We start from the raw sequence: 26076 nt of genomic DNA on the forward strand, positions 1-26076 counted from the left end.
TGGCAACCCTCAACCGCAGTGGCCAACCTGCAACCACTTTCAACCATCGAGTAGCTTGTAACCAAGGCAAGGACTATCCGTTGGAAGGGCCTGACTTCAATAGCCCCCAACCGTGAATCCATATACCATCGCCCTCTGCGCCGCGCTCATGGCGCCTCTTGCTTCGCAGAGCTCCTACGCCCAAGGAGAACACGACCAGCGCCAGTACCTGAGCGCGGTAATGGTGCCGGCCGCCAAGAAGAAGGCCAGGTATTACCGCGAAGTGACGGGTAGGGAGGGCGAGCTCTTCATTGGGAAGACGCATTCGATCGATGGCAAGCTGAAGGTTGAAGGAACCTATCTCGATGCGGCCATGAGCATGCCGCATGGCGAATTCACCTTCTATCATCCGAACGGCAGGGTGGAGAGCAAGGGCCAATACATCAACGGAAGCAAGGCCGGCGTATGGTTGCGCTATGACGCTTGGGGCGAGCCGCTGGCCGAGAAGATCTACAACCCGGAGCCGCTCGCCAATATCATTTACACCCGTGCGCAGACCATGCCGCATTTCAAGGATGGAGACCAGAAGGCCTTCGTGCGGCACATCAAGACGAAGGTCGAGATGGATGCGAATCGCAAGGTGAAGGGCACCTACACCACCACCTTCATCGTGGAGAAGGACGGCTCATTGAGCGAGGTGAAGGTGATCCAAGGGCAGGATGAGAAGATCGGTGAGAGCGTCGCTGGCGCGGTGAAGAGCACCGAGCCCTGGACGCCCGGCGCTGATAAAGGCCAACCCGTGCGCGTGCAGATGCGCGTGCCGGTCCAGTTCTAGAACCACATTCCATACACCATAGTCAAGCGCCGGCCCCGTAAGGCCGGCGCTCGGCGTATTAAAATGCTGAATTACAAGCGGTTGCTACCCCCCCCCCAGCTTGCCGAACACGCGCTCGAAGAAGTCAAGCACACGGTTGAATAAGCGCAAGCGCTCCGTCTCGTTGGGGTCGGCATGCGTTGCTTCATTCCCTGGTTTCAGATGAACCACGCGCGGTCGCTGCACAGAAGGATCCGCATCGGTTGCTTCCGGCTCGCGTATCCAATCGATCGCTTGCACCCCGAAGACCTTGCTCACGCGCTCGATCACATGCATCGCTGGGCGCTCCTTGTGCTCCCAGCGTGAATACGTGCTCACATCAATGCTTAAGCGATCGGCCATCTCTTTCTGCCCCAGCCCCAAATCAATCCGGAGCTTCTTGAGTTTTTCGCCGAAGTGCATTGTCGGATGATATAGGATAATCGTGCTCGCCAAGATATACGGCATCGGGTTAGGCTACTGAATCCCCTTCCAAGCATCGCTCGATTATTTACAGCCCAGCGTAGATGCACCGGTTGCAGCCGAATTGCGCCCGATGCAAAGGGATTGCGCCGATCGCAAGAGATCTGCACCGCCTGCAAGAAGATCGCAGATCATTTGCGTCGCTTGCAAAGGACTTGCATATCCGGCTTCAAAAGGTTTGATGGCGGCAACTCCGCTGCACTAAAACCCTTTGGACCATGAGGACTTCGAGGACCATACGAACCGCCGCTTTCGCGGCAAGCCTAGCCGCGTGGTGCGGCTGGGGCAGAGTGGAGGTGAGGGGGCAGGCCGATGCGTGGATAATAGGAAACACTTGGGCGCGCATGGAGGGTGTGCAATCGGGCTCGTCCATTGCGCTAGTCGCGCTTCCGACACCGGGCGGGGCGTATGGATACGCTGGCGCCATGCCGACCCGCTCTCAGCACATCCGGACCAACGGCGCTGGCCAAATCATCTTCTTCGCTGTCGACGGGCGATTGTACGATGGGGATGGGTTCCTGATTGCCGATGAACGGGCACCAGGATGCCAGCAGTGCTTGGAGCAGGGCACCATGGAATTCGTAAGCATTCCGATTCCTGGTCACTGCGACCTGTATTATTTGTTTTCCGCACGAGCGAGGACACAGTTCACGGAAGGCTTTGTACAGATGTCTATCCTAGACATGGGCGAGGACAATACTGCGTACAGCAACGCACCACCAGGTACATGCAACTCCCGCAAGGGTAGGTTACTGGAGCTCAGCGAAGAGGTCTGGAACCTGCACCCCGAACTCGACGTTTGGGCAGGATTGGGATATATCTGGGAGAACACGGATGTCCCGGTGCAGCTTCAGGTTCCAACCAGCTTGTACGTGAGCCGGCTGAGTCAAGAGGAATATGGCAAGAGCCAATCGCCTATTCTGCGTGTGGTTCAGGGGCAGAATCCTGGGGAACCAACGCTGCTGTTCGCCATCATGACCACGCAAGTGTATGTGTACAGCATCACCAGCCAAGGAATCACACGCGTTAACACCGTAGCCGCTGGCGCGCTGGGGCCGAACGCATTCGGCCAAATGCCCCTGTGGTTTCCTTACGACGCGGATTGGACTGACAAGCAGTACAAGTACGACGCGGACGCTAGACGGCTTCCCGATGGGTCAATTCGCTTGGCCATCACTGCGAACTATGGAATGTATGCCTTGCCAGCAGTGGACGAGACCTATAACCTGCTCACGCTCCGTTTCACGGCTGGCACCGGGATGTGGATACCCGGCAGCACTGAGGGTTATCGTATCCACCCACCACCCAATGGCTGCAATGGCACTGCTCCTGGCATCAGTCAACCCGGCTTAGTAGGGTGCTCTATCGCATCATCAGGAGGTGAGATCCTTGTTTCCGGGGAAGCTACTGATGATTGCTCGAATTGGTACCCGTACATCGCACGGCAGGTGCTCAGTGGCGGTCCCTTGGTGGACCTGACGGCAGCAATACCGGGAGCAAGCGCCTATGTGCGTTCACGGTTCTATCGCAATCGCGTGCCTGGCTCCAGCCAAGAAGGCGTTTATGTACCGCACGGTTCGGGGGTGCTGCTGCTGACAAACTGGGAGGGATCCACGACAGCGGGTGTCCAGACGGCCCCACTGATCGGTGCCCAACCGCCGGTATTCGCCGGTGGTAACCTATCCTATTACATGCCCCGCTTTCTCAATACGGCAGTGGAAGGCGACACCCACCTCTCGGTCGGCAACCAGGCAACCTGCTGCTCGTACTTCCAGACCGTGCCCGGCGCAGTTGCCGGCGGCTTCACGCGCACCGCGGGCCAGAGCAACTGGAACGGTGCCAGCAATGAAGCACAGCCTGGCAGCAATGAGGTAGTCTTCAACTGCGATGTGGTGGTGGAGCCCGGCGGGCGCCTCTTCGCCAGCAACATGACCTGGCGCTTCACCAACAACGCCAAGGTGATCGTGAAGCCCGGCGGCTATTTGGACCTGAACAACTGCACGCTGACCGGCACGGCCTGCTATCAGTCGCGCTGGCCGGGCGTGGAGGTCTGGGGCAATGCCTTCTACACCCAGATCAGCACGGGCACTTACCAGATCCCAACCTATCAGGGCAAGCTCAATGCGGTGAATACCACCATTGAGAATGCGCAGATTGGTGTGCTGTTGAGCCGCCGCGCGGCACAGACCGGCCTCCAGGCTTCGCCCTACGAGGGCGGTGGCGTGGTGCTCATGAACGGCGGAACCGTGCGCAATTGCGAGCGCGGCGTGGACTTCCGCCAGTACCCGTGGTCCTGGAGCACCGGTGGCCCCTTGGCCGCGCCCAACCAGAGCCGCTTCACGCGCACCAATTTCCACCTGTCGCAGCCACAGGGCGGGGTCTTCACCTTCACGGCCCACGCCCGGCTCGATCGCGTGAACGGCATCCAGTTCAAGCAGTGCACCTTCAAGAACACCGTGGCCGATGCCTGGTACGCCTCGGGCTCCAACCCGCTTGGCAGCATGGGCCTCGGCTACGGCATCGAGAGCTACGAGAGCGAGTTCAAGGTGTGGCCCGGCTGCAATGCCATCATCGGCGCGGGCCAGGACTGCCCCGCCGCCAACGTGCTGCCCACCGTGTTCGAGGGCCTCGACCACGGCATACACGCCCTGGGCGGCCCCAACGTCCTGCGCAACTTCACCGTGGACCGCGCCACCTTCAGCAAGAACATCTGCGGGGTGTACAGCAGCGGGGTGCTCAACTTCGTGGCGAAGCGCAACAATTTCTCGCTGGGGAATAGGAATGTGCCGCCTACGAATCCTATCGAGAATCCTTGGTGGGCCTTGCATCACCGCGGCATATACAGCTTCAGCGGCTACGGCTTCATCGTAGAGGACAATACGCTGGTGCAAGCGGGCACCAACCCCACCGAGGGCATCGTGATCGGCCTGAGCCGCGACCACAACGACATGGTGTTCCGCAACAGCGCCACCAATTTGGAGCGCGGCTACATCGGCGAAGGGCAGTGCGTGGACCTGGATGAGCGTGCCGTGAAGGGCCTGCACTTCCAATGCAACCAGAACACGGATAACACCACGAACTTCTGGAGCAGGTTCGTAAGCGGTTGCGGCTCACCCGAGAACCAGTCTATACGCACCAACCAGGGCCGCTCGAACCGCCCGGCGGACAACACCTTCGATCAGGAGCCGGGCCGCATCGACTTCGCTAATGACCATTGCGCGAACAACCACATCAGCTATTGGTGGGCGAGTCCAGATGTGCCATACAAGCCCATCTACGTGAGTGTCGATCCCACTACAGGCGCCTGTGTTACAGAGAGCAACGAGGTGAACGGCGTGCTGATCACACGTCCCGCGAACAACTGCGCAAGCCGACTGGTGCGCGTGGCAGGGCCCACCATCGGCATCGTGGAATTGGAGCAGAGTGTGGCCGATGAGAAGCTGGCATACGGCAATGCCCGATACCTCTACCAGCAGCTCATCGATGGCGGCAACCGGGACGAGGTGCTCACCGAGATCATGACCAGCTGGCCCCAGGATGCCTGGGACCTCCGCGCCTATCTGCTCAGCAAGAGCCCCTTCTTGACGGTGGAGGTGCTGAAGGACGTGGTGAACAAGGTCGGCTTCCCCATGGCCATGAAGGCGGAGGTGTGCATCGCCAACCCCGATGCCACCAAGAAGGAGGGCTTCATCAAATGGCTGGAATTCGAGGCCATGTATCCCATGACGCCGAGCATGGTCGCCAGCATCGTGGCCAGTTGGGAAGCGAAGACCTTCCGCACCCAGCTGGAGAACACCCTGGCCGACCACCACACCGAGATGACCCAGGCCGCCAACCTCTGGCTGGAAGAGCTCAGCAAGGACAGCATCAACGACCCGCTTGACAGCTTGCGGATGGTGTGGCAGCAGGTGCGCAGCCAAGGGGCACGCTATGCCGAGGCGATCAGCTACATGCAGGTGGGCGAATGGCAGGCGGCGCGTACCGTGGTGGAGAACATCCCGCAGGAGCATGTAATGAAGGGCGATGAGATGGGCGAGCGCGGCCGCATGCTGGCGCTGATCGACCTGATGGAAACCGTGGCAGCGGACAACCGTGCAGAAGATGAACTGACCGTAGCGGAACAGGATGCCTTGGAAGCCCAGATGGGCCCTTACGCCGACCGCCCTGCGGTATGGGCGCAGAACCTGCTCTGCTTCCACTACGGCCGCTGCACGCCGCCGGTAACGGGAGGGGAGAACGCGCCGAAGAGCGCACGTGAGGTCCGCAAGCCGTTCCTCGCGGATGAGCAACCCGTTCTGGTGGTGTTGCCCAACCCAGCCACTACCTGGGCTACATTTGACTACACCCTGCCCATGGAACCGCAGAACGCCTGGATCACGATCATGGATGCCCAAGGGCGCAGCATGGAGCGCCTGGCGGTGAAGCAAGCTGCGGGGCAACTGGTGTGGGACACGCGCGAAGTGGCGCCTGGCCTCTACCATGTGGAGCTCGTGGTGAACGGCCAGCGTATGCAGACCGAGAAACTGATCGTGAAGCCCTAGATGCGAAGTGCATTGCACAGCGTGAAACTGGTGGCGGCCCTTGTGGCCGCCACCAGCGCTGCTGCACAGCAGCCATTCGACCTGGACCCGAGCTTTGAGACACAATTGATCCAGGAGTACGTCTCGTCGGCGCTGGTCGTGGAGGACGGTAAGCTGCTCGTGTCCGGGAGAATCGTGTTCCAGGGCAATAGCACGTTTATTCCGAATGCTGGCGCCCTATTGAACGCCGATGGCTCTCGAGATCTGCTTTTCCAGGAGTATCCTGAAATGAGTGGTCGTATTACTTTGTTCGGTGCTCAATTTTATTGCTCTGGTGGTCAAACAGTGAGGCGGCTGAACATGGATGGGACCGTTGATCCATCCTTTATTCACATGAATGCGGGTCCCTACTTCAGTTCACTTCAGGGCGGCGACTACCATGTATTCCCCGATGGTCGTGTGCTGATGACCGGCACGCACCAATTGAACGACCCGGCGCGCGGCTATGTGGGCTACTACCGCCTGATCTGGTTCAGCAACACGGGCTACTTGGACACCACGCGTGTTCATCGGCAGGCGAACGCGAATATCTCGCTGATAAGAGAGGAGCTGAATGGGCGTTTCCTGTGCAGCGGGACGATGACCTCTTACGAAGGTTCGCCGGTGTCGGTGGTCTTCCGCATAGAGACGGATGGAAGCTTGGACCCCACGTACAGCTCACCTATTCAGAGCATACCTACAACTTCCGGTGGTTTCAGGAACGTGGTGGAGATCGAACCCTTGTCAGATGGGCGTGCGCTTGTGGGCGGGTTCTGGCACTTGGCGGGCGGCAACGATACCATCGCCGTGATGCGTTTGATGCCAGATGGCTCCCAGGACGCCACCTTCGATCCCGTCCCGGTTAGTGCCTCAGGCGCATTCACCAATTGGATCTTCCCGCAATGCATGGACATCCTACCGCTCCCCGATGGCCGCATGATCATCACGGGCAACTTCGACCATGTGCGCGGGGTGCCACGCGGTGGCATTGCCCTGATCAACGCGGACGGCAGCCTGAGCGACGACTACTTTGCTGGCCCTGGCTGCGGCGATTATTCGGGCATCGAGGTGAACTACCGGTACATAGCGGGCATCGTCCCCGCGCCCAACGGCGAATACTACATACACGGCGCATACGTGGGCTACGACGACGGCACCAACAACTACCCGCAGCAGGCCTTTGTGAGCCGTTTGCATGGGTTGAATGTTGGCATAGGTGAGCGCGCACCAATTCACGTCGAAGTCTTCCCCAATCCCAGCGTGGGGCATGTCACTATACAACTGGACCGCTGCACCGGTGCTGAGGAATTGGAGGTGTGCGATGCGCTAGGCCGCATGGTATTGCAGCAGCGCATCACCGGGGCCAGCATGGTGTTGGACCTTTCGCAACAGGCCGATGGGCTATACACATTGGCGGTTCGGAGCAAGGGGCGCGCACCGGTGGTGCAGCGGGTGGTCATTCAGCATTGATCATGATGACCCAAGCCGCCATAGGATCATGGAGCGCCTGGCGGTGAAGCAAGCTGCCGGGCAACTGGTGTGGGACACGCGCGAAGTGGCGCCTGGCCTCTACCATGTGGAGCTCGTGGTCAACGGCCAGCGTATGCAGACCGAGAAACTGATCGTGAAGCCCTAGATGCGCAACACGCTGTACAGCACAAAACTGGTGGCGGCCCTGGTGGCCGCCACCAGTGCTGCTGCACAGCAACCGTTCGAACTTGACCAGAGTTTCCAGACCCAGTTGATCCAGGAGTATGTCTCGTCCGCCTTGGTCATGGAGGATGGTAATCTGGTGGTCTCGGGCAAGATGGTCTTTGAGGGCAATAGCACATTTATACCGAATTATGGTGCCCGCCTCAACTGGGATGGAAGTCGAGATATGGGCTTCGCAGAATACCCAGGCATGGGTGGTAGACTCACTCGGTGGAGCGATAAAATATACTCTGGGGGGCAGGAAGTGATTCGATCGAACTTGGACGGCACGGTCGACCAGTCTTTCGGTCCGATGTACGAGAGCCTCTACTTCAGTTCCTTGCAAGGCGGCGACTACCATGTGTTCCCAGATGGTCGTGTGCTGATGACCGGCACGCACCTGCTGGACGATACGGCGAGGGGCTTCGTAGGACCCTACCGCTTGATCTGGTTCAGCAACACGGGCTACTTGGATACCACGCGGGTGCATCGGCAGGCGAATGGGAGCATATTGGCCATCACCGAGGATGCACAAGGCCGTTTCCTGCTGAGCGGCTTTGTCAGTTCCTACGAAGGGCAATCGGTCGGGCGGATCTTCCGCGCATTGCCCGATGGCGCCTTCGACCCCAGCTTTGTCGCGCCATTGGATCCCTTCGGCTATTCGTTCAAGTTACAGGAGCTGGGCGACGGCCGGATACTTGGGGTGGGTCGCTACAAGATCACTGGCGTGAGCGACACGCTGGGCGTGGTGCGCTTGATGGCTGATGGTTCGTTGGATCCCTCGTTCACCCCAGTGCGCATCAGCATGCAGGATGGCCCGCCTGGCTTGGTGCCCAACGTGCAAGACGCGCACATCCTTGCCGATGGCCGTATGATCATCGGTGGCCGCTTCGACCACGTCAATGGCGTCGCACGCGGGGCGATCGCTCTGCTCAACGCGGACGGGAGCCTGAGCGCCGACTACTTTACCGGCCCTGGCTGCGGCGATTATACGGGCATCGAGGTGAACTACCGGTACATAGCGGGCATCGTCCCCGCGCCCAACGGCGAATACTACATACACGGCGCATACGTGGGTTATGGCGACGGCACCAACAACTACCCGCAGCAGGCATTCGTGAGCCGGTTGCATGGGTTGAATGTTGGCATAGGTGAGCGGGAACCAATTCATGTCGAGGTCTTCCCCAACCCAAGCACGGGCCAGTTCACCATTCAACTGGATCGCTATTCCGGTGGCGAAGAGGTGGAAGTGCGCGATGCCCTTGGCCGCATGGTGATGCAGCAGCGTATAAGCGGTGCCAGCATGGTATTGAACCTCTCGCGGCATGCCGAAGGGCTGTACACGGTGGCAGTGCGGAGCAAGGCGCATGTGCCGGTGGTGCAGCGGGTGGTCATTCAGCATTGATCATGATGACCCAAGCCGCGCGCAAAGTGGTGGAGAATATCCCTCAGGAGCACGAGCTCATGGACGACGAGATGGGTGCGTTGTAGTTGCAGCCCATGCGTCGGCGACCTGTCAATGCGTGGTTCCGTGAGAATGGCCGATCACACCCCTTTCCCGTGGCACTGCTTGTACTTCTTGCCGCTTCCGCAGGGGCAAGGGTCGTTGCGGCCGGGCTCCTTCTCCACGCGAACGGGCGCAATGGGCTGACGTGGTCCTTGCGGGGGCATGGGGCCTCGCGGTCCTTGGCCGCCGGAAGGCGAAGGGGCTGTTTGCCGGGATGCGCTTGATTGAGCCGTATCGGAGCGGCTGGTCTGCAAGCGTTGTTGCGGCGCGCGTGGCGCTTGGGCTTCCTGTACCTGCGGCTGTGCACTGGGCAGTCCGGCGCGGGCGAGGAAGCCGGTCACCTCGCCGTTGATGCGCTCCATCATGGCCTTGAAGAGGTTGAAGCTCTCCAGCTTGTAGATCAGCAGCGGGTCCTTCTGCTCCAGTGCGGCGTTCTGCACGCTGCGCCGCAGCTCGTCCATCTCGCGCAGGTGCTCCTTCCACTCGTTGTCGATGATGGCCAGCGTGATGTACTTCTCAATGCTGTTGCCCAGCTCGCGCCCTTCGCTCTTGTAGCATTTCTGCAGGTGCGCCACCACTTGCATGGTCTTGAGGCCGTCGGTGATGGGCACTACGATGTTCTCGTACTGCGCGCCCTGGTTCAGGAACACATCGGTGATCACGGGCATGGCCTGAGCGGCCGTGCGCGCCATGTGGCGGTCGTAGGTGGCCATTACCGCCTCGAAGGTCTTGTCCACCACATCGTCGGACTTCAGGCGCTTGAATCCTTCCGCGTCCACCGCGCTCTCAGCGCTGAATTTCCGGAAGAGCTCGAACTGGAAGCCCTCGAAGTCACCGGTGGGGTGGAATTCGGCCACGGTGCCGCTCACCACATCGTGGAACATGTTGAGGATGTCGAGCTTCAGCCGTTCGCCGAAGAGCGCATTGTGCCGGCGCTTGTAGATCACCGTGCGCTGGCTGTTCATCACATCGTCGTACTCCAGCAGGCGCTTGCGGATGCCGAAGTTGTTCTCTTCCACCTTCTTCTGCGCGCGCTCGATGCTGCGCGTGACCATCCCTGCCTGGATCACCTCGCCTTCCTTGAGGCCCATGGTGTCCATGATCTTGGCGATGCGCTCGCTGTTGAAGAGGCGCATGAGGTCATCCTCGAGGCTCACGTAGAACTGCGAGCTGCCGGGATCGCCCTGGCGGCCGGCGCGGCCGCGCAGCTGGCGGTCCACGCGGCGGCTCTCGTGCTTCTCGGTGCCGATGATGGCCAAGCCGCCCGCTTCCTTCACGCCGGGCCCGAGCTTGATGTCGGTGCCGCGGCCCGCCATGTTGGTGGCGATGGTCACCGTGCCGGCCATGCCCGCGTTGGCCACGATCTCGGCCTCGCGCTGGTGCTGCTTGGCGTTGAGCACCTGGTGCGGGATCTTGCGCATGGTGAGCATCTTGCTCATCAGCTCGCTCACCTCCACGCTGGTGGTGCCCACGAGCACGGGCCGGTTGGCGTTGCGCAGAGCGTCGATCTCCTCGATCACCGCATTGTATTTCTCGCGCTTGGTCTTGAAGACCATGTCCTCGTTGTCCTTTCGGATCACCGGCCGGTTGGTGGGGATCACCATCACGTCCAGCTTGTAGATGTCCCACAGCTCCTGCGCCTCGGTCTCGGCGGTGCCCGTCATGCCGGCGAGCTTGTGGTACATGCGGAAGTAGTTCTGCAGGGTGATGGTGGCGTAGGTCTGCGTGGCGGCCTCCACCTTCACCTTCTCCTTGCTCTCGATGGCTTGGTGCAGGCCATCGCTGTATCGGCGCCCTTCGAGGATGCGGCCCGTCTGCTCGTCCACGATCTTCACCTTGCCATCCATCACCACGTACTCCACGTCCTTCTCATAGAGGGCGTAGGCGCGGATCAGCTGGTTCACGGTGTGGATGCGCTCGCTCTTCACGCCGAAGTCGCGCAGCAGCTCATCCTTCCGGCGGGCCTTCTCTTCGATCGGCGCGCCGCTCTTCTCGATCTCGGCGATGGTGCTGCCCACGTCGGGCATGATGAAGAATGAGGGGTCATTCACATCGCCGCTGATGAGGTCAACGCCCTTCTCGCACAGCTCGATGCCGTGCTGCTTCTCGTCGATGGTGAAGTACAGCTCCGCATCCACCTTGGGCATGTCCTTGCCCTGGTCCTGCAGGTAGTTGTTCTCTGTCTTCTGCAGGTGCGCCCGCACACCGGTCTCGCTCAGGTACTTGATCAGTGCGCTGTTCTTCGGAAGGCCGCGGTAGGCACGCAGCAAGGCCATGCCGCCCTTCTCGAGCTGCTCCTTGGTGGTGCTGCCATCGGCCAGGCCCTTGAGGTTCTCCTTCGCTTCGGTGAGCAGCTTGGTGACGAGCTGCCGCTGTGCGCTGTAGAGGCGTTCCACGCGCGGCTTGTACTCATCGAATTGGTGGATCTCGCCCTTCGGCGTGGGGCCGCTGATGATGAGCGGCGTGCGCGCGTCGTCCACGAGCACGCTGTCCACCTCATCGACGATGGCGAAGTTGTGCTTGCGCTGCACCAAGGCATTCGGCGCGTGCGCCATGTTGTCGCGCAGGTAGTCGAATCCGAATTCGTTGTTGGTGCCGTACGTGATGTCGGCCAGGTAGGCGTTGCGGCGATCGGGGCTGTTGGGCTGGTGCTTGTCGATGCAGTCCACGCGAAGGCCGTGGAACTCGTGGATGGGACCCATCCACTCAGCATCGCGCTTGGCCAGGTAGTCGTTCACGGTGACCAGGTGCACGCCGCGGCCGGGCAGCGCGTTGAGGAAGACCGGCAGGGTGCTCACCAGCGTCTTGCCCTCACCCGTTCCCATTTCGGCGATGCGGCCCTTGTGCAGCGCCACGCCGCCGATGAGCTGCACATCATAGTGCACCATCTCCCAGGTGATGCGGTTGCCGGCCGCGATCCAGGAATTGCTCCAAATGGCTTCATCGCCTTCGATGCGGATGGCATCGGGCCGCTTGATGGCGAGCTCACGGTCGAGCTCTGTGGCGCGCACGCGCAGCTCCTTGTTCTCCGAGAACCGGCGCGCGGTCTCCTTCACGATGGCGAAGGCCTCGGGCAGGATCTCGAGCAGCACTTCCTCGATCTGCTCCACGCTCTTCTCCTCGAGCTTGTCGATCTCCTCGTAGCGTGTCTCGCGCTCGTGGATCGCCATGCGCGCATCGGCGTCAATCTCCGCACGGAGCTGCGCCACGCGATCATCATTGGGTTTGGTTCGCTCGGCGATGCGCGCCCTCAGGTCGGCGGTGCGCTGACGCAGCTCATTGTGGCTCAGCACGGCGAGCTTGGCATATTCCTCCTTGGTACGCTCAACGAGCGGGGTCACCTCTTTGAGGTCGCGCTGGTACTTGTCCCCGAATACGGACTTGAAGGCTTTGGCGAGTGAGCCGATCATGATGCGGTGTGATTGGGGCCGGATGGGTGTCCGGACAAAGGCTGGCAAATGTACCTGCCTGCCGGATGGCACGGACCGGGCCACGGCGATCGGCCTGACACGCTGGCCGATGGAACGACGAAGCCCCGCTGTTGGCGGGGCTCCGAGCATGGTTCAGGTGAGGTCAATACTCGTCCTCATTGAAGAAGAAGTCCTCCTTCGATGGGTAATCCGGCCAGATTTCCTCGATGCTCTCGAAGACCTCTTCTTCATCTTCGATGGCCTGGAGGTTCTCAACCACTTCGAGCGGAGCGCCGGTGCGCATGGCGAAGTCGATGAGTTCTTCCTTGGTGGCGGGCCAGGGCGCATCCTCCAGGTAAGAGGCGAGTTCGAGGGTCCAGTACATGCTGCGGTCCTGTTGAGGGTTTTCTGAAACGGGCGCAAATATAGACGGATGCCCTTCCGTGCCACGGCTTCTTTTCAACCGGTGTTAATGGCTCTCAATCCCTTGCCGGACAAGGCTTTCGGAACGTTTCAGCCCTGCGGCTGCCAAGTGGTGTCGGCCACGCCGTGCAGCTTGCTGAGGTGCCGTGCCAGCATGAAGAAGTAATCCGAGAGGCGGTTGAGGTAGCGCACCAGGATCGGGTCCAGATCGGCGCCCCCGCTTAATTGCACCACGCGGCGCTCCGCCCTTCGGCAAACGGTGCGACAGATGTGCGCTTGCGATGCGGCGATGTGGCCGCCGGGCAGGATGAAGCTGCGCATCGGCTCCAGCTCCCTGTCCATTTCGTCCATGGCACGCTCGAGGGCCGCGATCATCTGTTCATCGATGGCGGGCACCTTGAATCGCTTGCGCTCCTCGTCGCTGCTGCTGGCCAGGTGGGAGCCGATGGTGAAGAGCGTTTCCTGGATCGCGATCAAACGCTCCACGTGATGCGGTGCCGCGATGTCGCGCAGCATGCCCACATGGCTGTTCAGCTCATCCACGGTTCCATACGCTTCAATGCGGGCATCGTCCTTGGCCACGCGCGCGCCGCCGAGTAGTCCAGTCTGGCCTTGGTCGCCGGTGCGGGTGTAGATCTTCATGGTACGGTTTCCGGTGGCGCAAGCTATTGCACTACCGCACCAGCACCACCCAGCCGTGCTTCGCGTCGCCCAAGCGGGGCCGCATGATGTACGCGTACACGCCTTCGGGGGCAGGTGCGCCGCCGTGGTAGCCGTCCCAGCCGCTATCAGCATCGCCTTCCCATACGAGCTGCCCCCACTTGTTGTGGATGCTAAGCATCGGTGACTCACACGGTTCAGGGCCCTTGATTCGAAGCACATCGTTCACGCCATCGGCATTGGGGCTGAATGCGCTGGGCACGAACCACGCCACCGGGATGATGCCGTAGCCCGCATGCAGCATGAGCGCGAATGTGTTCTCGCAGCGGTCGCCGGGGTCGGTGGTGAGGCGCACTTCGAAGGCGCCCTCGCTTCGGAAGATGTGCACCGGATCGTGCCACGAGCCGGTGGTGTCGCCATCGCCGAAGTCCCAGAGGTAGCGCTCGCCATCGAGGCTGGTGTTCATGAAATAGGTGCGCTCATCGCAAGGGTCGCTGTTGGTATGGAACGAAGGGAGGCCCGCGGGCAGCACGGTCATGACCGATCGGGCAGTGTCCATGATGCAACCGTTGCGCGCCACGAGGGTGATGGTCATTGGGCCGTGCTGCGCATAAGCATGGTCCGGGTCCATGGCGCTGCTCGTAGCGCCATCACCGAAGTACCAGGTGGCCGCCGTTGAATGCTCCGATGTGTTCTGGAAGCCCACCGGCGCACGCTGGCACACGGTATCTGGATGCGTGAAGGAGGCCTCGGGTTGGATGCCCTCAACGGTGATCAAGCCGGTTTGCACGCGCTCATGCCATTGCCCGCAGGCCGATACACGGAGCCGCACGCTGAAGGTGCCCACGCCATAATGGTGCACGGGCTGCTCTGCCTGGCTGGTCCATCCATCGCCGAAATCCCATTGCCAGGCAGTGCCATTGCAGCTCGATGGAACGAATCGATGCCCTTCGCAATCGGGCTGCTCAATGACCTCGAATGCCGCATGCTCCGGCGCCGGCGCGCTCCCCGGCGTTTCGCCCTCGATGCTGTTGGGCAGCGCCGGGATCATGCCCCAGCCCCAGAAGCTGATGGCCCCGGGGTCGTATCCGAGGGCGCCGATCGATTCCGCATCGGGGTAGCGCACTTCTGCAAGGAAGGTCGTTCCCAATCCGCGCGCTCCCACGTAAAGCCGTCCGTTCGCGGCGCATTCGATGCTCACGATCCACCAGCCGATGGCAGGGTCGATCACTTGCGCCGCTTGCGCGGCCAGGTCGAAGCGCCCGAAATCGTTGTTGAGTTGATCCGTGTTGCTCACGTAGTAGAGGTAGCGCCCCTCCGGCGAGAATTCGATGCCCACCACCGGGCGCGAGCTCAAGGCGATGGCGTGGAGGCCCGATAATTCGCCGCGCTCCAGGTCCAGATGCCAGAGCGCGACGTCGTCCGCTGATGCCGGCGTGCTGCCCGGACAGCTCACCGCGAGCAGGTCATTCGCGGGCGAGAGCTTCAGCGTGCTCCACCAGTGCGCGGTGCCGCTGGGCGCACAGGTCCCTGCTGCCGTTGTTCCTTCGATCCCGTTGGCCGTGATGCGCGATCGCATGATCCGGTAGGCGCCGTCCACCACCCGGAAGGAGAACAACCAGCGGCATCCGGCCAGCAATTGCCTTGAAACCGCGATGCCTTCGCCCACATCGTTCAGCAGCAGCTTGTTCTTCTCGACCACCGCGCCATCACCGCCATTCGCGTTCATGTCGATGGTGCTGTAGTAGTGGCGGTGCGCGTCGGCATCGTGGTGGATGAAGTAGTACTGGCCCGGATGGCAGGGCCTTGGCACGATGGCGCTGGCCTGGCTGCTGCTGTTGCCGAGGAGACTGGTGCCGTTGGCCAGCGGATCGCCATTCGGGCGCCGCACCGAGATCCTGCCCTCGCCATCCACTGCCGTCACGAAGAGCACCTGGCCTTGCGCGTCGGTCATCAGGTTCACATCCTCCGTTCCGCCAAGGCCCAGCGAAGGCACCAGCGATCCGACCACCGGCTCCGTTGCCGCGAAGTCGATCAATCTCACCTCACCGGATCCGGAGCGGAGCGGCCATTTGCTCAATTGCGCCTGGGCTTCGGCCATGCCGAGCAGCGCCGTGAGCACAAGGAGCCGCTGGGTATTCGCGAAGGCCATTTCGGAAGACGAATGTAGCGGATTGCCCTTGTCCAGCATGGGTGCAGCGCGAATCGGATGAACAGCGGATCGTGGCCCCGATCAGTAGCGGAGGCGGAAGTGCTCCTTCGCCTGTCCGCTTCGCAGGAACACCAGCCCCAGGTCGTACAGGTCGATGGTGACGGCGACGCGCGGATGGGATCTGATCCGCGCCCACGCCGCTTCCATGCCCTGGCTCCAATGGATGTCGTCCAACACGAGCACCGAGGCATCATGCGCCTTGGCAAGGCATTGCTCGAAATAGGCCATGGTGGGTTCCTCGGCATGATGCCCGTCCAAGAAAGCCAGGTCGACCCGGTCCATCCGGCGCAACGCCTCGGGCAGGGCGTGCTCAAAGCTCCCGAGCACGGCGGTGATGTTGCGTTGTTGGAGCTGCTCGAATTGGTGCAGCGCGATCCGATGCGTCTGCGGGCAGCCCTCGATGGTGGTCACGCTTCCCGCCTCGTTGCCCTGCGCCAGATACAGCGTGGTGATCCCGAAACTGGTTCCCAACTCGAGCATGTGGCGCGCACCGGTCCATTGCACCAGGCGCTGCAGCATCCGCCCTTGCCGTGCGGGCTTCAGGCTCACGCGGGCCATGTCGGCCACGCGCCGCAACGGCGCGTGCAAAGCGCGCGAGCCTGCGCCCAGGTCATGCACGGCGATCACCTGGTCGCTGCGCAGCAATTCCTTGCGGAGCGCTTCAATGGGCGCATGTGCCGGGAGCGCAGGCCTGCTGCGCAGAACATGCTCGATCAATTGGAAGACGAACGGGCTGTGGACGCCATGCCGCGTGCGGGCCATCACCCGGTGGGCGATCCAGCTGCTCACGCGCGCGGCATTCATCACGGCGAAGGTAGAGGCCTCATCGGAGGCAGTCCCGGATGGCGTTGCGGAACTGCGGGAAGCGCCACAGGTCGTTGTGACGCGCGCCTTTGATCACCATGGCTTCGCGATCGATCCGGCCCGGCACGGCAGCATAGAGCTTCAGCGCGCAGGCCAGCGGCACCATCTGGTCACGTGTTCCATGGAAGATCCGGACCGGGCATCGTGCGTTGCGGATGGCCTCCTCATTCCGGAACGGGTAGCGCAGGATCAGGCGGTAGGGGAATAGCGGCAGTTGCGACCAGCAGACATCGATCAGGTTGTTGAAGGGCGTCTCGAGCAGCAGCATGCGCGCATTGCGCTGCGCGGCCACGGGTGTGGCCAGGGCGCTGCCGAGCGATCGGCCGTAGAGCGTGATGCGATCGCTGCCCACGCGCTCACTGAGCCAGTCATGCCAGGCCACGGCATCCGCGATCAGCGCTTGCTCGCTGAGGCGGCCTGAGCTCTTCCCGTATCCGCGCGGATCGGGCATGAGCACATCGTGCCCCAGCGCGGTGAAGCGCGCGCCCAACCGGCCCCAGCGCTTGAGGTTGCCGGAGTGCCCGTGGAAATAGAGCAGCACGCCACGGGGCTCGCGCGCCTTGAACCAGAGCGCGTGCAGCCTCGCGCCGTCCGGCCTGTCGAGCCAGCATTGCTCATAGCGGCCGCCGAACCGGAAGCGCGTGCGCAGCGCGGGGTCGTAGCGCAGGAAGATGAAGCGCTCCTGCAGGATCCAATAGAAGGCAAGCGCGCCGCCGTAGATCAGCAGCGCCGCGCCGATCGCGCTCAGCACCCAAGCCATGCCGCGAAGGTACCGGGGGCATCAGGCCGCCTCCCTCAGAACGGATACCCGATCCCCAGGTTGAAATTCACCTCCGGCCGGTAGCGGTAGGCGCTGCCGAGTAATTCGGTCACACGCGCCTCGTGCTGCTCCTTAGGCTCGTACAGCCAGCGCTCTCCTTTGGGCAGCGAAGGGTCCTTGGTCTGCAGGCCGACATCGATCCGCACGATGAAGAAATCGAAATTGAAGCGCGCCCCGGCGCCGGTGCCAACGGCCAGCTCGGAGAGGAATTCGCTGCTGATGGCACCGCCGGGCTGGCGCGGGTTCTCGCGCAGGTTCCACACGTTGCCCGCATCCACGAAGAGCGCGCCCTCAAGGAATCCGATGAGCTTGAAGCGGTACTCCGCATTGGCTTCAAGGCGCATCTCACCGATGCGGTCGAAGGCCACGAGCGGCTCGCTGAAGGAGCCGGGTCCCACCGAGCGCGCGCGCCATGCGCGGAGGCCGTTCGCGCCGCCCACGAAGAAGCTGCTCTCGAAGGGCAGCACGCCCAGGTTGCCGTATGGCAGGGCTGCGCCGCCGGCCACGCGCAGGGCCACGCTGCTGCGGTCGTGCAGCCGCCGGCGCCAACGCGCATCGAGCTCTCCCTTGATGAATTCGGCGTAACGCACATCCGATACCGTTCGGAAGCGCTGGCCTGTGCTGTCCGTGGCGCTCTCACTGATTAATGAGGGCAGGGGCCCGGCCCATTCGACCACGGATCGCAGGTAATAGGCATCGCGGGCCTTCGAAGCCTCCGGGGTGCTGTGCACGAAGCTGCCCCGGTGGCTCACGAACAGGTGGTCGGTGTAGCTGTTGAGCAGCACCGGATTGCGCGCCTGCTCCAGATAGGACCGGAACCCGGCCGATATCCGCGGGATCTTGATCGAGTTCACTTCAAACGGATACGCGCCGATGGTGTTCGAGCGCGATTCCTGCCATTGTAGGCCGGCGCTCAGCTTCGTGAGGTTGCGCGTGAAGTCCGGCCGCTGCTGGAAGTTGTACAGCGCGTTGAGCAGCAGCTGGCTGCCGCTGCTCTTGCTGAAGAGGCCAGCGAAGGGCCGCGGCAGAGAGAAGGTGACCTCGGGCCCGATGCTCAGCGTATTGAAGGTGGTCAGCGCACCCACATCACCGGTCGATTCCTGCGTGCCGCCACTGCCTGCGATCCGCTGCTGGGCTTCGAAGCCCACGCTCATCTGCGCCTGAAGCGAAGCCAGCGATCGCAGGATGTTCCGGTGTCGATAACCTACATTGATCGAGGTGCCCAATGCACCGCCACGGTTGGTCACGAATCCTTCAGTGCTCGCGCTCTGCTGCCGGGCGGGCAATAGGGTGATCCGCGCATCAGCAAGGCCAGGACGGCCCGTGCCCGTGGTGTCGAAGTTGATATCCACGCGGTCGAATGCGCCGGTGGCCACCAGCCTGCGGTAGGTGCGCGCGGAGCGGTCCTGGTTGAACCGCTCGCTGGACTGCAGGAACACCTGGTGCAGCAGGGCTTTCGGCTTGAAGCGCAAGCGACCCTGATAGAGGAAGATGGATCCTCCCTCCCGCAGGGTGTCAATGGGGGCCACGCTCCCGCGTAAGGGCCTGAAGGTGCTGATGTACACGTCGCGCAGGTCATGCGGCGTGCCTTCCGCCGTGCCTGTGAGGCCCCGGTCATTCGGCGCACCAAGCCGCTCGAAGCTCATCACCAGGTCCACCTGCCGGTCGCCCACCGTGGTGTCTGCCCGGTACTGTATCAGGTCGCGCGTGAAGAAGAGGTAGCCGTTGTTGCGCAGGTCGTCCGTGATCCGGTTCCGCTCCTGGTCGAGCAGGTCGCCATCGAAGCGCTGGCCTTCACGGATCATGCGCTTCTCCCAATCGGCCTCCACCTGGGAGCGGATGCGCTCATCGTCCACCTCATGACGGAGGCCGCGCAACCGATAGGCTTCGCCCGCGATCGCGGTGTAGCTGATGACGGCCTTTGGCCGATGCAGCCTGCGGCCCCACCAGGCCCGGTGCCTGAGCTTCACCGTGAAATCCACGCTCGCCTTGAAGTAGCCTTCCTTCGAGAGGTAGAGCACCATCTGATCCGCGGTCCGCTGGGTGAGCGTGCTATCGAGGATCACGGGAGGCTCGCCCACCGTTTCGCGCAGCCATTGCGCGCGCGTCCGCTTGTACGGCACAGGCGCTCGGCCTTTCGTGGCCCGGCGCTCATTCCTGCGGTCGATCCGCGCATCCTTCTTCGCTTGCCAGACCGGCATCCGCGCCGGGTCGGGCAGGTTGTGCATGTTCAGGTAGAAGGGGATGGCGAGCACCCGCTTGTTCGGCTTCTGCTTGATGATGGCCTCGAGCTCCGAAGACCGCACCTCGTGCGTGCCGATGAGCTCCACCTGATTGCGCTTGACCAGGATCTGATCGGCCGCCAAGCGGCGCGTTGGATCGCAACCGGCCAGCAGCAGCAGTGAGAGCCCTGACAGGATATGCTGCGTGCTGCGCCCCAAGTAGCCGAAGGTGCTGCCTACTTTGTGCGGCCGGCTTGGCGCGCCCTGCGCAGGCATGGCCAAATATACCCGAGCGTTGAGCACAGCTTTGGAACGGCGCGCCGTAAGGGCGCTGCATGCCAAGAAGGGCCGGCAGGAGCAAGGATTGTTCCTCGTGCAGGGGCACAAGCTCGTGGCGGAGCTGCTGGCCTCGCCGATCCGCGTGCGCGCCGTGCATGTGGCGGAAGGCGCCGAGCATGGCTTCCCGGACGAAATGGTGCGCGTGCATCCCGCGCATGAGCTGGATCGAATGGGCACGCTGGAGAGCGGCAATGCCGTGGTGGCCGTTGCCGAGATGCCAACGCCCGGTCCCATCGATCCGTTGCGTGCTGGTGAGCTGGTGCTCGCGCTCGACGGCATCGCCGATCCCGGCAACATGGGCACGCTCCTGCGCGTGGCCGATTGGTTCGGTGCGACGCGTGTGCTCTGCAGCGCCGACTCGGTGGAGGAGTTCAACCCGAAATGCGTGCAGGCCAGCATGGGTTCGCTCTTCCGCGTGGCGGTGCAGCGCAGCGACCTTGGGCGCGAGCTCGATCGGTTGCGGGCCGACGGCGCCGCGCTCTACCTCGCCAGCATGGAGGGCGAAGAGGCTTTCGCCGTAGCGCTTCGGCGCCCTGCCGTGCTGATCCTCGGCAGCGAAGCGCACGGCCCTTCGGCCGCTATCCGCGCACTCGGTGCGATCACGGTCGCGGTGCCGCGCGCAGGCGGTGCGGAATCGCTCAATGTGGCCATGGCGGCCAGTGCGCTCTGCATGGAGTTCATGCGTCAGGCGCGCACCCCGTAGCGAAGGCCGATGGCCTCGGCGACGCGCTGACCATCCATCGCCGCGCTCACGATCCCGCCTGCGTAACCGGCACCCTCGCCGCAGGGGTACAGGCCGCCCAGCTCCACGTGCTCAAGCGTGCGCGGATCGCGCGGAACGCGAACCGGCGAGCTCGTGCGGCTCTCGACGGCCACCACCACGGCTTCGTTGGTGCGATAGCCCCGCATCTTCGTCCCGAAGGCCCGGAAGGCTTCGCGCAGCCGCACGGCGACCTCCGCGGGCAGCAGTTCATCCACACGGAAGGGCACGATCCCCGGCGGATAGCTGCACGCCGGAAGGTCTTGCGAGGCGCAGCCTTCGATGAAGTCGTTGAGCCGTTGGGCCGGAGCGCTCTGTCGCTTGCCGCCCGCCTGCCAGGCACGATGCTCCAGCATGCGCTGATAGCCCATGGACCATAACGGATCGGATCCATCGAAAGGCAAAGAGGGCGCGTGCTCCGGGGAGATCGTGGCCACGATGCCTGAATTCGCGAACGGGTTGTTGCGCTTGCTGGGGCTCCAGCCGTTGGTGACCACCTCATCGGGGGCCGTGGCGCACGGAGCGATGATCCCTCCGGGGCACATGCAGAAGCTGTAAACGCCCAGCCCATCTACCTGCTGCACCAGGCTGTAGCTGGCCGGCGGCAGGTATGGGTCGCGCACCGTGCAGTGGTACTGCGCCTGATCGATGATCGCCTGCGGATGCTCCACGCGGACGCCCAGTGCGAAGTCCTTTCGCTCGATCCGGATCCCCCCCGAATGGAGCATACGGTACACGTCACGCGCCGAGTGGCCCGTGGCGAGCACCGTGGCCTCCGCGCTTAGCATGCTGCCGTCGGCCATGAGCACGCCCTTCACTGCCGGGCCTTCCCGGTGGAGGCCGATCACCTTGGCGCCGAAGCGCACTCCTCCGCCCGCTGCGATGATCGCCTCGCGCATGGCCGTGATGATGCCCGGAAGTTTGTTGGTGCCGATGTGCGGATGCGCATCGATCAAGATGTCGTGGCTCGCGCCGAAGGCCACCAATGCGCGCAGCACGCCGTCCACATCGCCGCGCTTATGGCTGCGCGTGTACAGCTTTCCGTCGCTGTAGGTGCCTGCGCCGCCTTCACCGAAGCAGTAATTGCTCTCGGGGTCAACCGTGTGGAGCTTGTTGATCGCGGCCAGGTCGCGGCGCCGCGCGCGCACATCCTTGCCCCGCTCGAGCACGATGGGTCGCAGGCCGCACTCGATGAGCCTCAGCGCGCAGAAGAGCCCTGCGGGTCCGGCGCCCACGATGATCACCGGAGCAGCGCCGCTCACATCGTGCAGATGCTGGCGCTCCACGGCTTGCTCGCTGAGCGCCTCATCGCTTACGAGCACGCGCATGCGGATCAGCGGATGCTTGCTGCGGGCATCGACGCTGCGCTTGAGGATCCGCGAGCCCACGGCCGATCCGCGCTTCATCGAGGCTGCCTCCTCAGCGGCATCGCGCACGATCACGGGGTCGGTGGCTTCCCGAGGCGGGAGTGCGATCTCAACGGTGCGCTGCATCGGCGTGCAAGGTGAAACCCGCTCGGCGTTCCATGGTGCTGGTGCTGGCCTCACGCAGGCTTCCCGCCAGCCCGGCCATCAGCCCTCGAAGGTGAAGGTGAGCACCCAGGCCTTGGATCGGATGCTCTCGATGGGGCGGCTGAAGCGGGTATCGTCGTCGATCAACAGGTTCGGGATGCCGAAGCTGGCCTTGAGCTCGATGCCGAACTTGAAATAGGGGAGGAACATATCAACGCCGCCGCCGGCCTCGGCCGCGTAATCGTACTTGGCCAGCTTCACCACGATCTCATCATCGAGCGCGTTGTCCACGTCCTTCTGGCTGGCCATGTCGATGGCGAACTTGCCGCCCCCGATCAGGTACACGGCGAAGTTGTTGATGCGGTCGCTGCGGAACTTCCCGAGCACGGGGAATTCGAGGTAGGTGCTCTCGACCGGCTTCTGGAAGATCAGCTCCACGCCATCGGCGCGCTGGAAGGTGTATTGCAGCTTCCTTTCCTGGAAGGAGAGCGTGGGCAATAAGCGCACGCTGAAGTTCTTGTTGAGGTTGTAGCTGGCCACGATGCCAAGGTTGAAGCCCGGCTGGCGGATGTGATCGACGGCGAGCAAGGTGTCCGTGAGCGTGCTTGGCTTCAGCGTCAGGAAAAGGTCGCTGGTGTTGTAGCTCAGCAGGAAGCCGAAATGGAAGGGGCGCAGGTCGAAAGTGGGCAGGTTCTCCTGCACGATGCGCTTATCACGCTGTGCGGCCAACGGAAGGGCCAGGGCCGACAATATGGCGATAGCGAGGTGCCGCGCGAGGTGGGTCATGTGTTCGGCAACGAAAGTAGGACGTGATCGTTGCGTGCGGCCATCAGGCCCTGGCGCTGTACAAGGTGGCGATCCCGCCGGTGAGCGGCCAGGCCTTCGCATCACGCGCACCGCATCGCTCGAGCACCTGCACGAATTCATGGCCGCTCGGGAACGCATCGACGCTCTTGGGCAGGTAGGTGTAGGCTGAGCTGTCCTTGCTCACCAACCGGCCTAGGAAGGGCATCACGCGGTGGAAGTAGAAGCGGAAGAGCGCGCCCATCAAGGTGCCCTTGGGCTTGCTGAATTCGAGCACGATGAGCCGGCCACCGGGCCTGATCACCCGCAGCATCTCGCGCAGGCCGCCTTCGAGGTCCTCGAAGTTGCGGGCGCCGAAGGCGACCGTTGCGGCATCGAAGGCACCATCCGCGAAAGGAAGCTCGGCGCTGTCGGCGCGGATCAGCTCCACTTGATCCGTGAGTCCCGCGCCTTCCACCTTGATCCGCCCTTGCTTCAGCATCCCATCGCTGATGTCCGCACCGGTCACTCGCGGCGCAGCGCCGTGCTTTGCGGCCATGATCGCCAGGTCGGCGGTTCCGGTGGCCACATCGAGCAGCCGCTCCAAGGGCTCCTGCTTCAGCATGCGGATCACCTTCCGGCGCCAACCTTGATCGATGCCGAGCGAGAAGAGCCGGTTGAGCAGGTCGTATTTCGGGGCGATGGCGTCGAACATGTGCTCGACCTGCGCGCGCTTGCTGCCATCCTCGGTGTATGGCTTCACCGTCATGCGGGCAGGTTCAAGCGCTCGCATTCCAGCCTGAAGCGTTCCGGGTCGATGGGCGCCACGCCGACCTCCTCGCACACGAGGCCGCCAGCCAGGTTGCTCAACTGCGCAATGGTCACCGCCTTCAGCCCTTGGGCAAGGGCGAGCGCGGCTACGGCGATCACCGTGTCGCCGGCGCCGCTCACATCGATGATCTTGCGCTTGTGCGCCGCGATGCGCGTCCCACCGCTGCGATCGTGCACGTAGGCGCCGTGCTCGCTCAAGGTCACCAGTGAGATCGTGTGGCCCAGGTGCGCTTCAAGTGCCATCACCGCGCGCTTCAGGCTCGTGTCGTCGGTCGGGTCGATGTCCATCTTCAGGCCTTCGCGCAGTTCCTTCAGGTTCGGCTTGAACAGGGTAACGCCCCGGTAGGCGAGGAAGTTCTTCTTCTTCGGGTCCACGGCAATGGGCACGCTGTGCTCTTTCGCGAGCGAGACGATCCCGTGGATCACGCGCTCGGTGAGCACGCCCTTGTTGTAGTCCTCGAGCACGATCACCTGCGGGCCGTCGTTGCGCAGGATCAGCGCGATGCGATCGAGCAGCGCTGACTCGTCGGTTGCGTTGAGGTCGTCCTCCTGCTCTTCATCCACGCGCACCACGTGCTGGTTGGCACTGATCACGCGCGTCTTCACCGTGGTGCGGCGCAGCGGCGACCTGATGATGCCATCGGGCGGCAGGCCTTGCTCATCGAGCAGGCGCTCTACGCGCGCCGCATCGTCATCGTTCCCGATCACGCTGGCGATGATGGCCCTGCTGCCCAGCGATTTCAGGTTCAGGGCCACATTCGCCGCGCCGCCCAAGCGCGCGCTTCGATGCGTGACCTGCACCACGGGAACAGGGGCCTCGGGGCTGATGCGGTCCGCGCGGCCCCACAGGTAGGCATCCACCATCACGTCACCCACCACCAGCACGGTGGTCTGTCCGGCCTTGGGGAGGAAGCCATCCGCAGCGCTCATGCCTGTGCCAGCTGGGTGATGGCCTTCGCCACGCGCGCCATGGCCTCCGTGAGCCTCTCGTCGCTGGTGGCGTAGCTGATGCGAAGGGTCCCTTCCGCACCGAATGACGCGCCCTCCACCAGGCTCACGCCAGCGCGGTCGAGCAGGAATAGGCTCAGGTCCACCGCGCCTTTGATCTCGTTGCGGTTGAATGAGGCGCTCACATCGGGCAGCAGGTAGAAGGCGCCTTGCGGCACATTGCATCGCCAGCCGGGAATGGCCTTCATGGCATTGAGCGTGAGGTCACGCCGCCGCAGGAAGTCGGCGCGCATGGGAGCGAGCAGCGCGGGGTCGGCCTCTACGCACGCCTTGGTGACGCGCTGCGCGATGCTGTTGGCACCGCTGGTGAACTGCCCTTGCAATTTGGTGCAGGCCTGGGCGATCCACAAAGGGGCGCCGATGTACCCGATCCGCCAGCCGGTGAGCGCGAAGGCCTTGCTCAATCCATTCACCGTGATGGTGCGCTCCATCATGCCGGGCAGCGAAGCGAAGCTCACATGCTCACCATCGAAGACGATGTGCTCGTAGATCTCATCGGCGATCACGTGCAGCCCGGGATGCTGCGCGACCACAGCGGCCATTGCATCGAGTTCCTGGCGGGATAGCACCGAACCGCTGGGATTGCATGGGGAGCTGAACATGAGCAGCCGTGTGCGCGGGGTGATGGCCGCAGCGATGCGCTCCATCGGTGCTTTCCAATCCTCGTTGAGGGTGCTGGGCACGATCACCGGAGTGGCGCCAGCGAGCTTCACTTGTTCGCTGTAGCTCACCCAGTAGGGCGCTGGGATCACCACTTCGTCGCCGGGGCCGCACAGCGCCATCACCACATTCATGATGCTGTGCTTCGCGCCGGTGCTGATCACGATCTGCTCCGGGGTGTACGGCAATCCGTTGTCGCGCTGGAATTTAGCCGCGATGGCCGCGCGCACATCAAGGAAGCCGTTCACCGGCGGATACTTGTGCCAGGGTCCGCGCAGGGCTTCGTGCGCGGCTTCCAAGGCAAAGGCGGGCGGCGCATGGTCGGGCTCGCCGAGGCTGAGGTCGATGATGTCGCGGCCTTGCGCGCGCAGCTCCCGGCTGCGGCGGGCCATGAGCAAGGTGGCGGGCTCCACAATGGATCGGACGGCGGGCGATAGCTGCATGAATGGGCCTGCGATGGGCGGGCAAGGCGCGAATCTAACCACCGCGCTTCCCGGCCT

19 protein-coding genes are annotated in these 26076 nt (G+C 63.0%); 6 read left to right on the top strand and 13 right to left on the bottom strand.

Annotation, left to right across the window (positions count from 1 at the left end; all coding sequences use genetic code 11):
- The first annotated feature begins 112 nt into the window (after positions 1–112).
- The gene (locus IPM12_07525) at positions 113–814 is read left to right on the top strand and encodes an energy transducer TonB (protein MBK9147650.1); all 702 of its coding nucleotides are present in this window, start codon (positions 113–115) and stop codon (positions 812–814) included.
- 84 nt (positions 815–898) lie between these two features.
- On the opposite strand, the gene IPM12_07530 is transcribed toward IPM12_07525, so the two are convergent.
- On the bottom strand, positions 899–1255 hold the full coding sequence (locus IPM12_07530; protein MBK9147651.1) for a helix-turn-helix transcriptional regulator: 357 nt from the start codon (positions 1253–1255) through the stop codon (positions 899–901).
- Between the two features lie 728 nt (positions 1256–1983).
- On the opposite strand from IPM12_07530, the gene IPM12_07535 reads away from it, so the two are divergent.
- From IPM12_07535 to IPM12_07550, 4 genes are read left to right on the top strand one after another with little or no spacing between them, the layout of a single operon-like run.
- Positions 1984–5856 carry a hypothetical protein gene (locus IPM12_07535; protein MBK9147652.1) on the top strand — a complete coding sequence of 1291 codons (3873 nt, stop codon included), beginning with the start codon at positions 1984–1986 and terminating at the stop codon, positions 5854–5856.
- Positions 5857–7344: a T9SS type A sorting domain-containing protein gene (locus IPM12_07540; GenBank protein ID MBK9147653.1), complete on the top strand. Its 1488-nt coding sequence runs from the start codon at positions 5857–5859 to the stop codon at positions 7342–7344.
- Between the two features lie 28 nt (positions 7345–7372).
- Positions 7373–7510, top strand: a complete 138-nt coding sequence (locus IPM12_07545; GenBank protein ID MBK9147654.1) for a hypothetical protein — start codon at positions 7373–7375, stop codon at positions 7508–7510.
- Complete coding sequence (locus IPM12_07550) at positions 7511–8971, top strand: T9SS type A sorting domain-containing protein (protein ID MBK9147655.1); 1461 nt, start codon at positions 7511–7513, stop codon at positions 8969–8971.
- A gap of 140 nt (positions 8972–9111) precedes the next feature.
- Here IPM12_07550 and secA read toward each other — a convergent pair whose 3' ends face one another.
- The 7 genes from secA to IPM12_07585 all read right to left on the bottom strand — a co-directional run bounded on the left by secA (position 9112) and on the right by IPM12_07585 (position 19960).
- Positions 9112–12483 carry a preprotein translocase subunit SecA gene (gene secA / locus IPM12_07555; protein MBK9147656.1) on the bottom strand — a complete coding sequence of 1124 codons (3372 nt, stop codon included), beginning with the start codon at positions 12481–12483 and terminating at the stop codon, positions 9112–9114.
- A 163-nt stretch (positions 12484–12646) separates the two neighbouring features.
- Entirely contained in the window at positions 12647–12868 is a 222-nt protein-coding gene (locus tag IPM12_07560; GenBank protein MBK9147657.1) for a DUF2795 domain-containing protein, read from the bottom strand.
- Between the two features lie 128 nt (positions 12869–12996).
- Entirely contained in the window at positions 12997–13548 is a 552-nt protein-coding gene (locus IPM12_07565; protein ID MBK9147658.1) for a cob(I)yrinic acid a,c-diamide adenosyltransferase, read from the bottom strand.
- A 31-nt stretch (positions 13549–13579) separates the two neighbouring features.
- Positions 13580–15718 (bottom strand): gliding motility-associated C-terminal domain-containing protein, encoded by a 2139-nt coding sequence (locus IPM12_07570; GenBank protein ID MBK9147659.1) that lies wholly within the window; start codon positions 15716–15718, stop codon positions 13580–13582.
- Positions 15719–15799: 81 nt separating this feature from the next.
- The gene (locus IPM12_07575; protein ID MBK9147660.1) at positions 15800–16582 is read right to left on the bottom strand and encodes a class I SAM-dependent methyltransferase; all 783 of its coding nucleotides are present in this window, start codon (positions 16580–16582) and stop codon (positions 15800–15802) included.
- A gap of 19 nt (positions 16583–16601) precedes the next feature.
- Positions 16602–17402 carry an alpha/beta hydrolase gene (locus tag IPM12_07580; GenBank protein ID MBK9147661.1) on the bottom strand — a complete coding sequence of 267 codons (801 nt, stop codon included), beginning with the start codon at positions 17400–17402 and terminating at the stop codon, positions 16602–16604.
- A gap of 35 nt (positions 17403–17437) precedes the next feature.
- Positions 17438–19960, bottom strand: a complete 2523-nt coding sequence (locus IPM12_07585; protein ID MBK9147662.1) for a BamA/TamA family outer membrane protein — start codon at positions 19958–19960, stop codon at positions 17438–17440.
- On the opposite strand from IPM12_07585, the gene IPM12_07590 reads away from it, so the two are divergent.
- Positions 19959–20726: an RNA methyltransferase gene (locus tag IPM12_07590; GenBank protein ID MBK9147663.1), complete on the top strand. Its 768-nt coding sequence runs from the start codon at positions 19959–19961 to the stop codon at positions 20724–20726. The two genes, IPM12_07585 and IPM12_07590, sit on opposite strands and share 2 nt — an antisense overlap.
- Here IPM12_07590 and IPM12_07595 read toward each other — a convergent pair.
- From IPM12_07595 to IPM12_07615, 5 genes are all read right to left on the bottom strand, one after another.
- Positions 20708–22276, bottom strand: a complete 1569-nt coding sequence (locus IPM12_07595; protein ID MBK9147664.1) for an FAD-binding protein — start codon at positions 22274–22276, stop codon at positions 20708–20710. The genes IPM12_07590 and IPM12_07595 overlap by 19 nt on opposite strands.
- Before the next feature lie 78 nt (positions 22277–22354).
- The gene (locus tag IPM12_07600; protein ID MBK9147665.1) at positions 22355–23080 is read right to left on the bottom strand and encodes a PorT family protein; all 726 of its coding nucleotides are present in this window, start codon (positions 23078–23080) and stop codon (positions 22355–22357) included.
- 43 nt (positions 23081–23123) lie between these two features.
- Entirely contained in the window at positions 23124–23846 is a 723-nt protein-coding gene (gene ubiE / locus IPM12_07605) for a bifunctional demethylmenaquinone methyltransferase/2-methoxy-6-polyprenyl-1,4-benzoquinol methylase UbiE (protein ID MBK9147666.1), read from the bottom strand.
- Positions 23843–24838, bottom strand: coding sequence for a D-glycero-beta-D-manno-heptose-7-phosphate kinase (locus IPM12_07610; protein ID MBK9147667.1), 996 nt, complete (start codon positions 24836–24838; stop codon positions 23843–23845). The genes ubiE and IPM12_07610 overlap by 4 nt, the downstream gene beginning before the upstream one ends.
- The gene (locus IPM12_07615) at positions 24835–26019 is read right to left on the bottom strand and encodes a pyridoxal phosphate-dependent aminotransferase (GenBank protein MBK9147668.1); all 1185 of its coding nucleotides are present in this window, start codon (positions 26017–26019) and stop codon (positions 24835–24837) included. Before IPM12_07615 ends, IPM12_07610 begins: the two co-directional genes overlap by 4 nt.
- Between the last annotated feature and the right edge of the window lie 57 nt (positions 26020–26076).

This window comes from Flavobacteriales bacterium (assembly GCA_016716605.1).
Lineage (GTDB): Bacteria > Bacteroidota > Bacteroidia > Flavobacteriales_F > PHOS-HE28 > PHOS-HE28.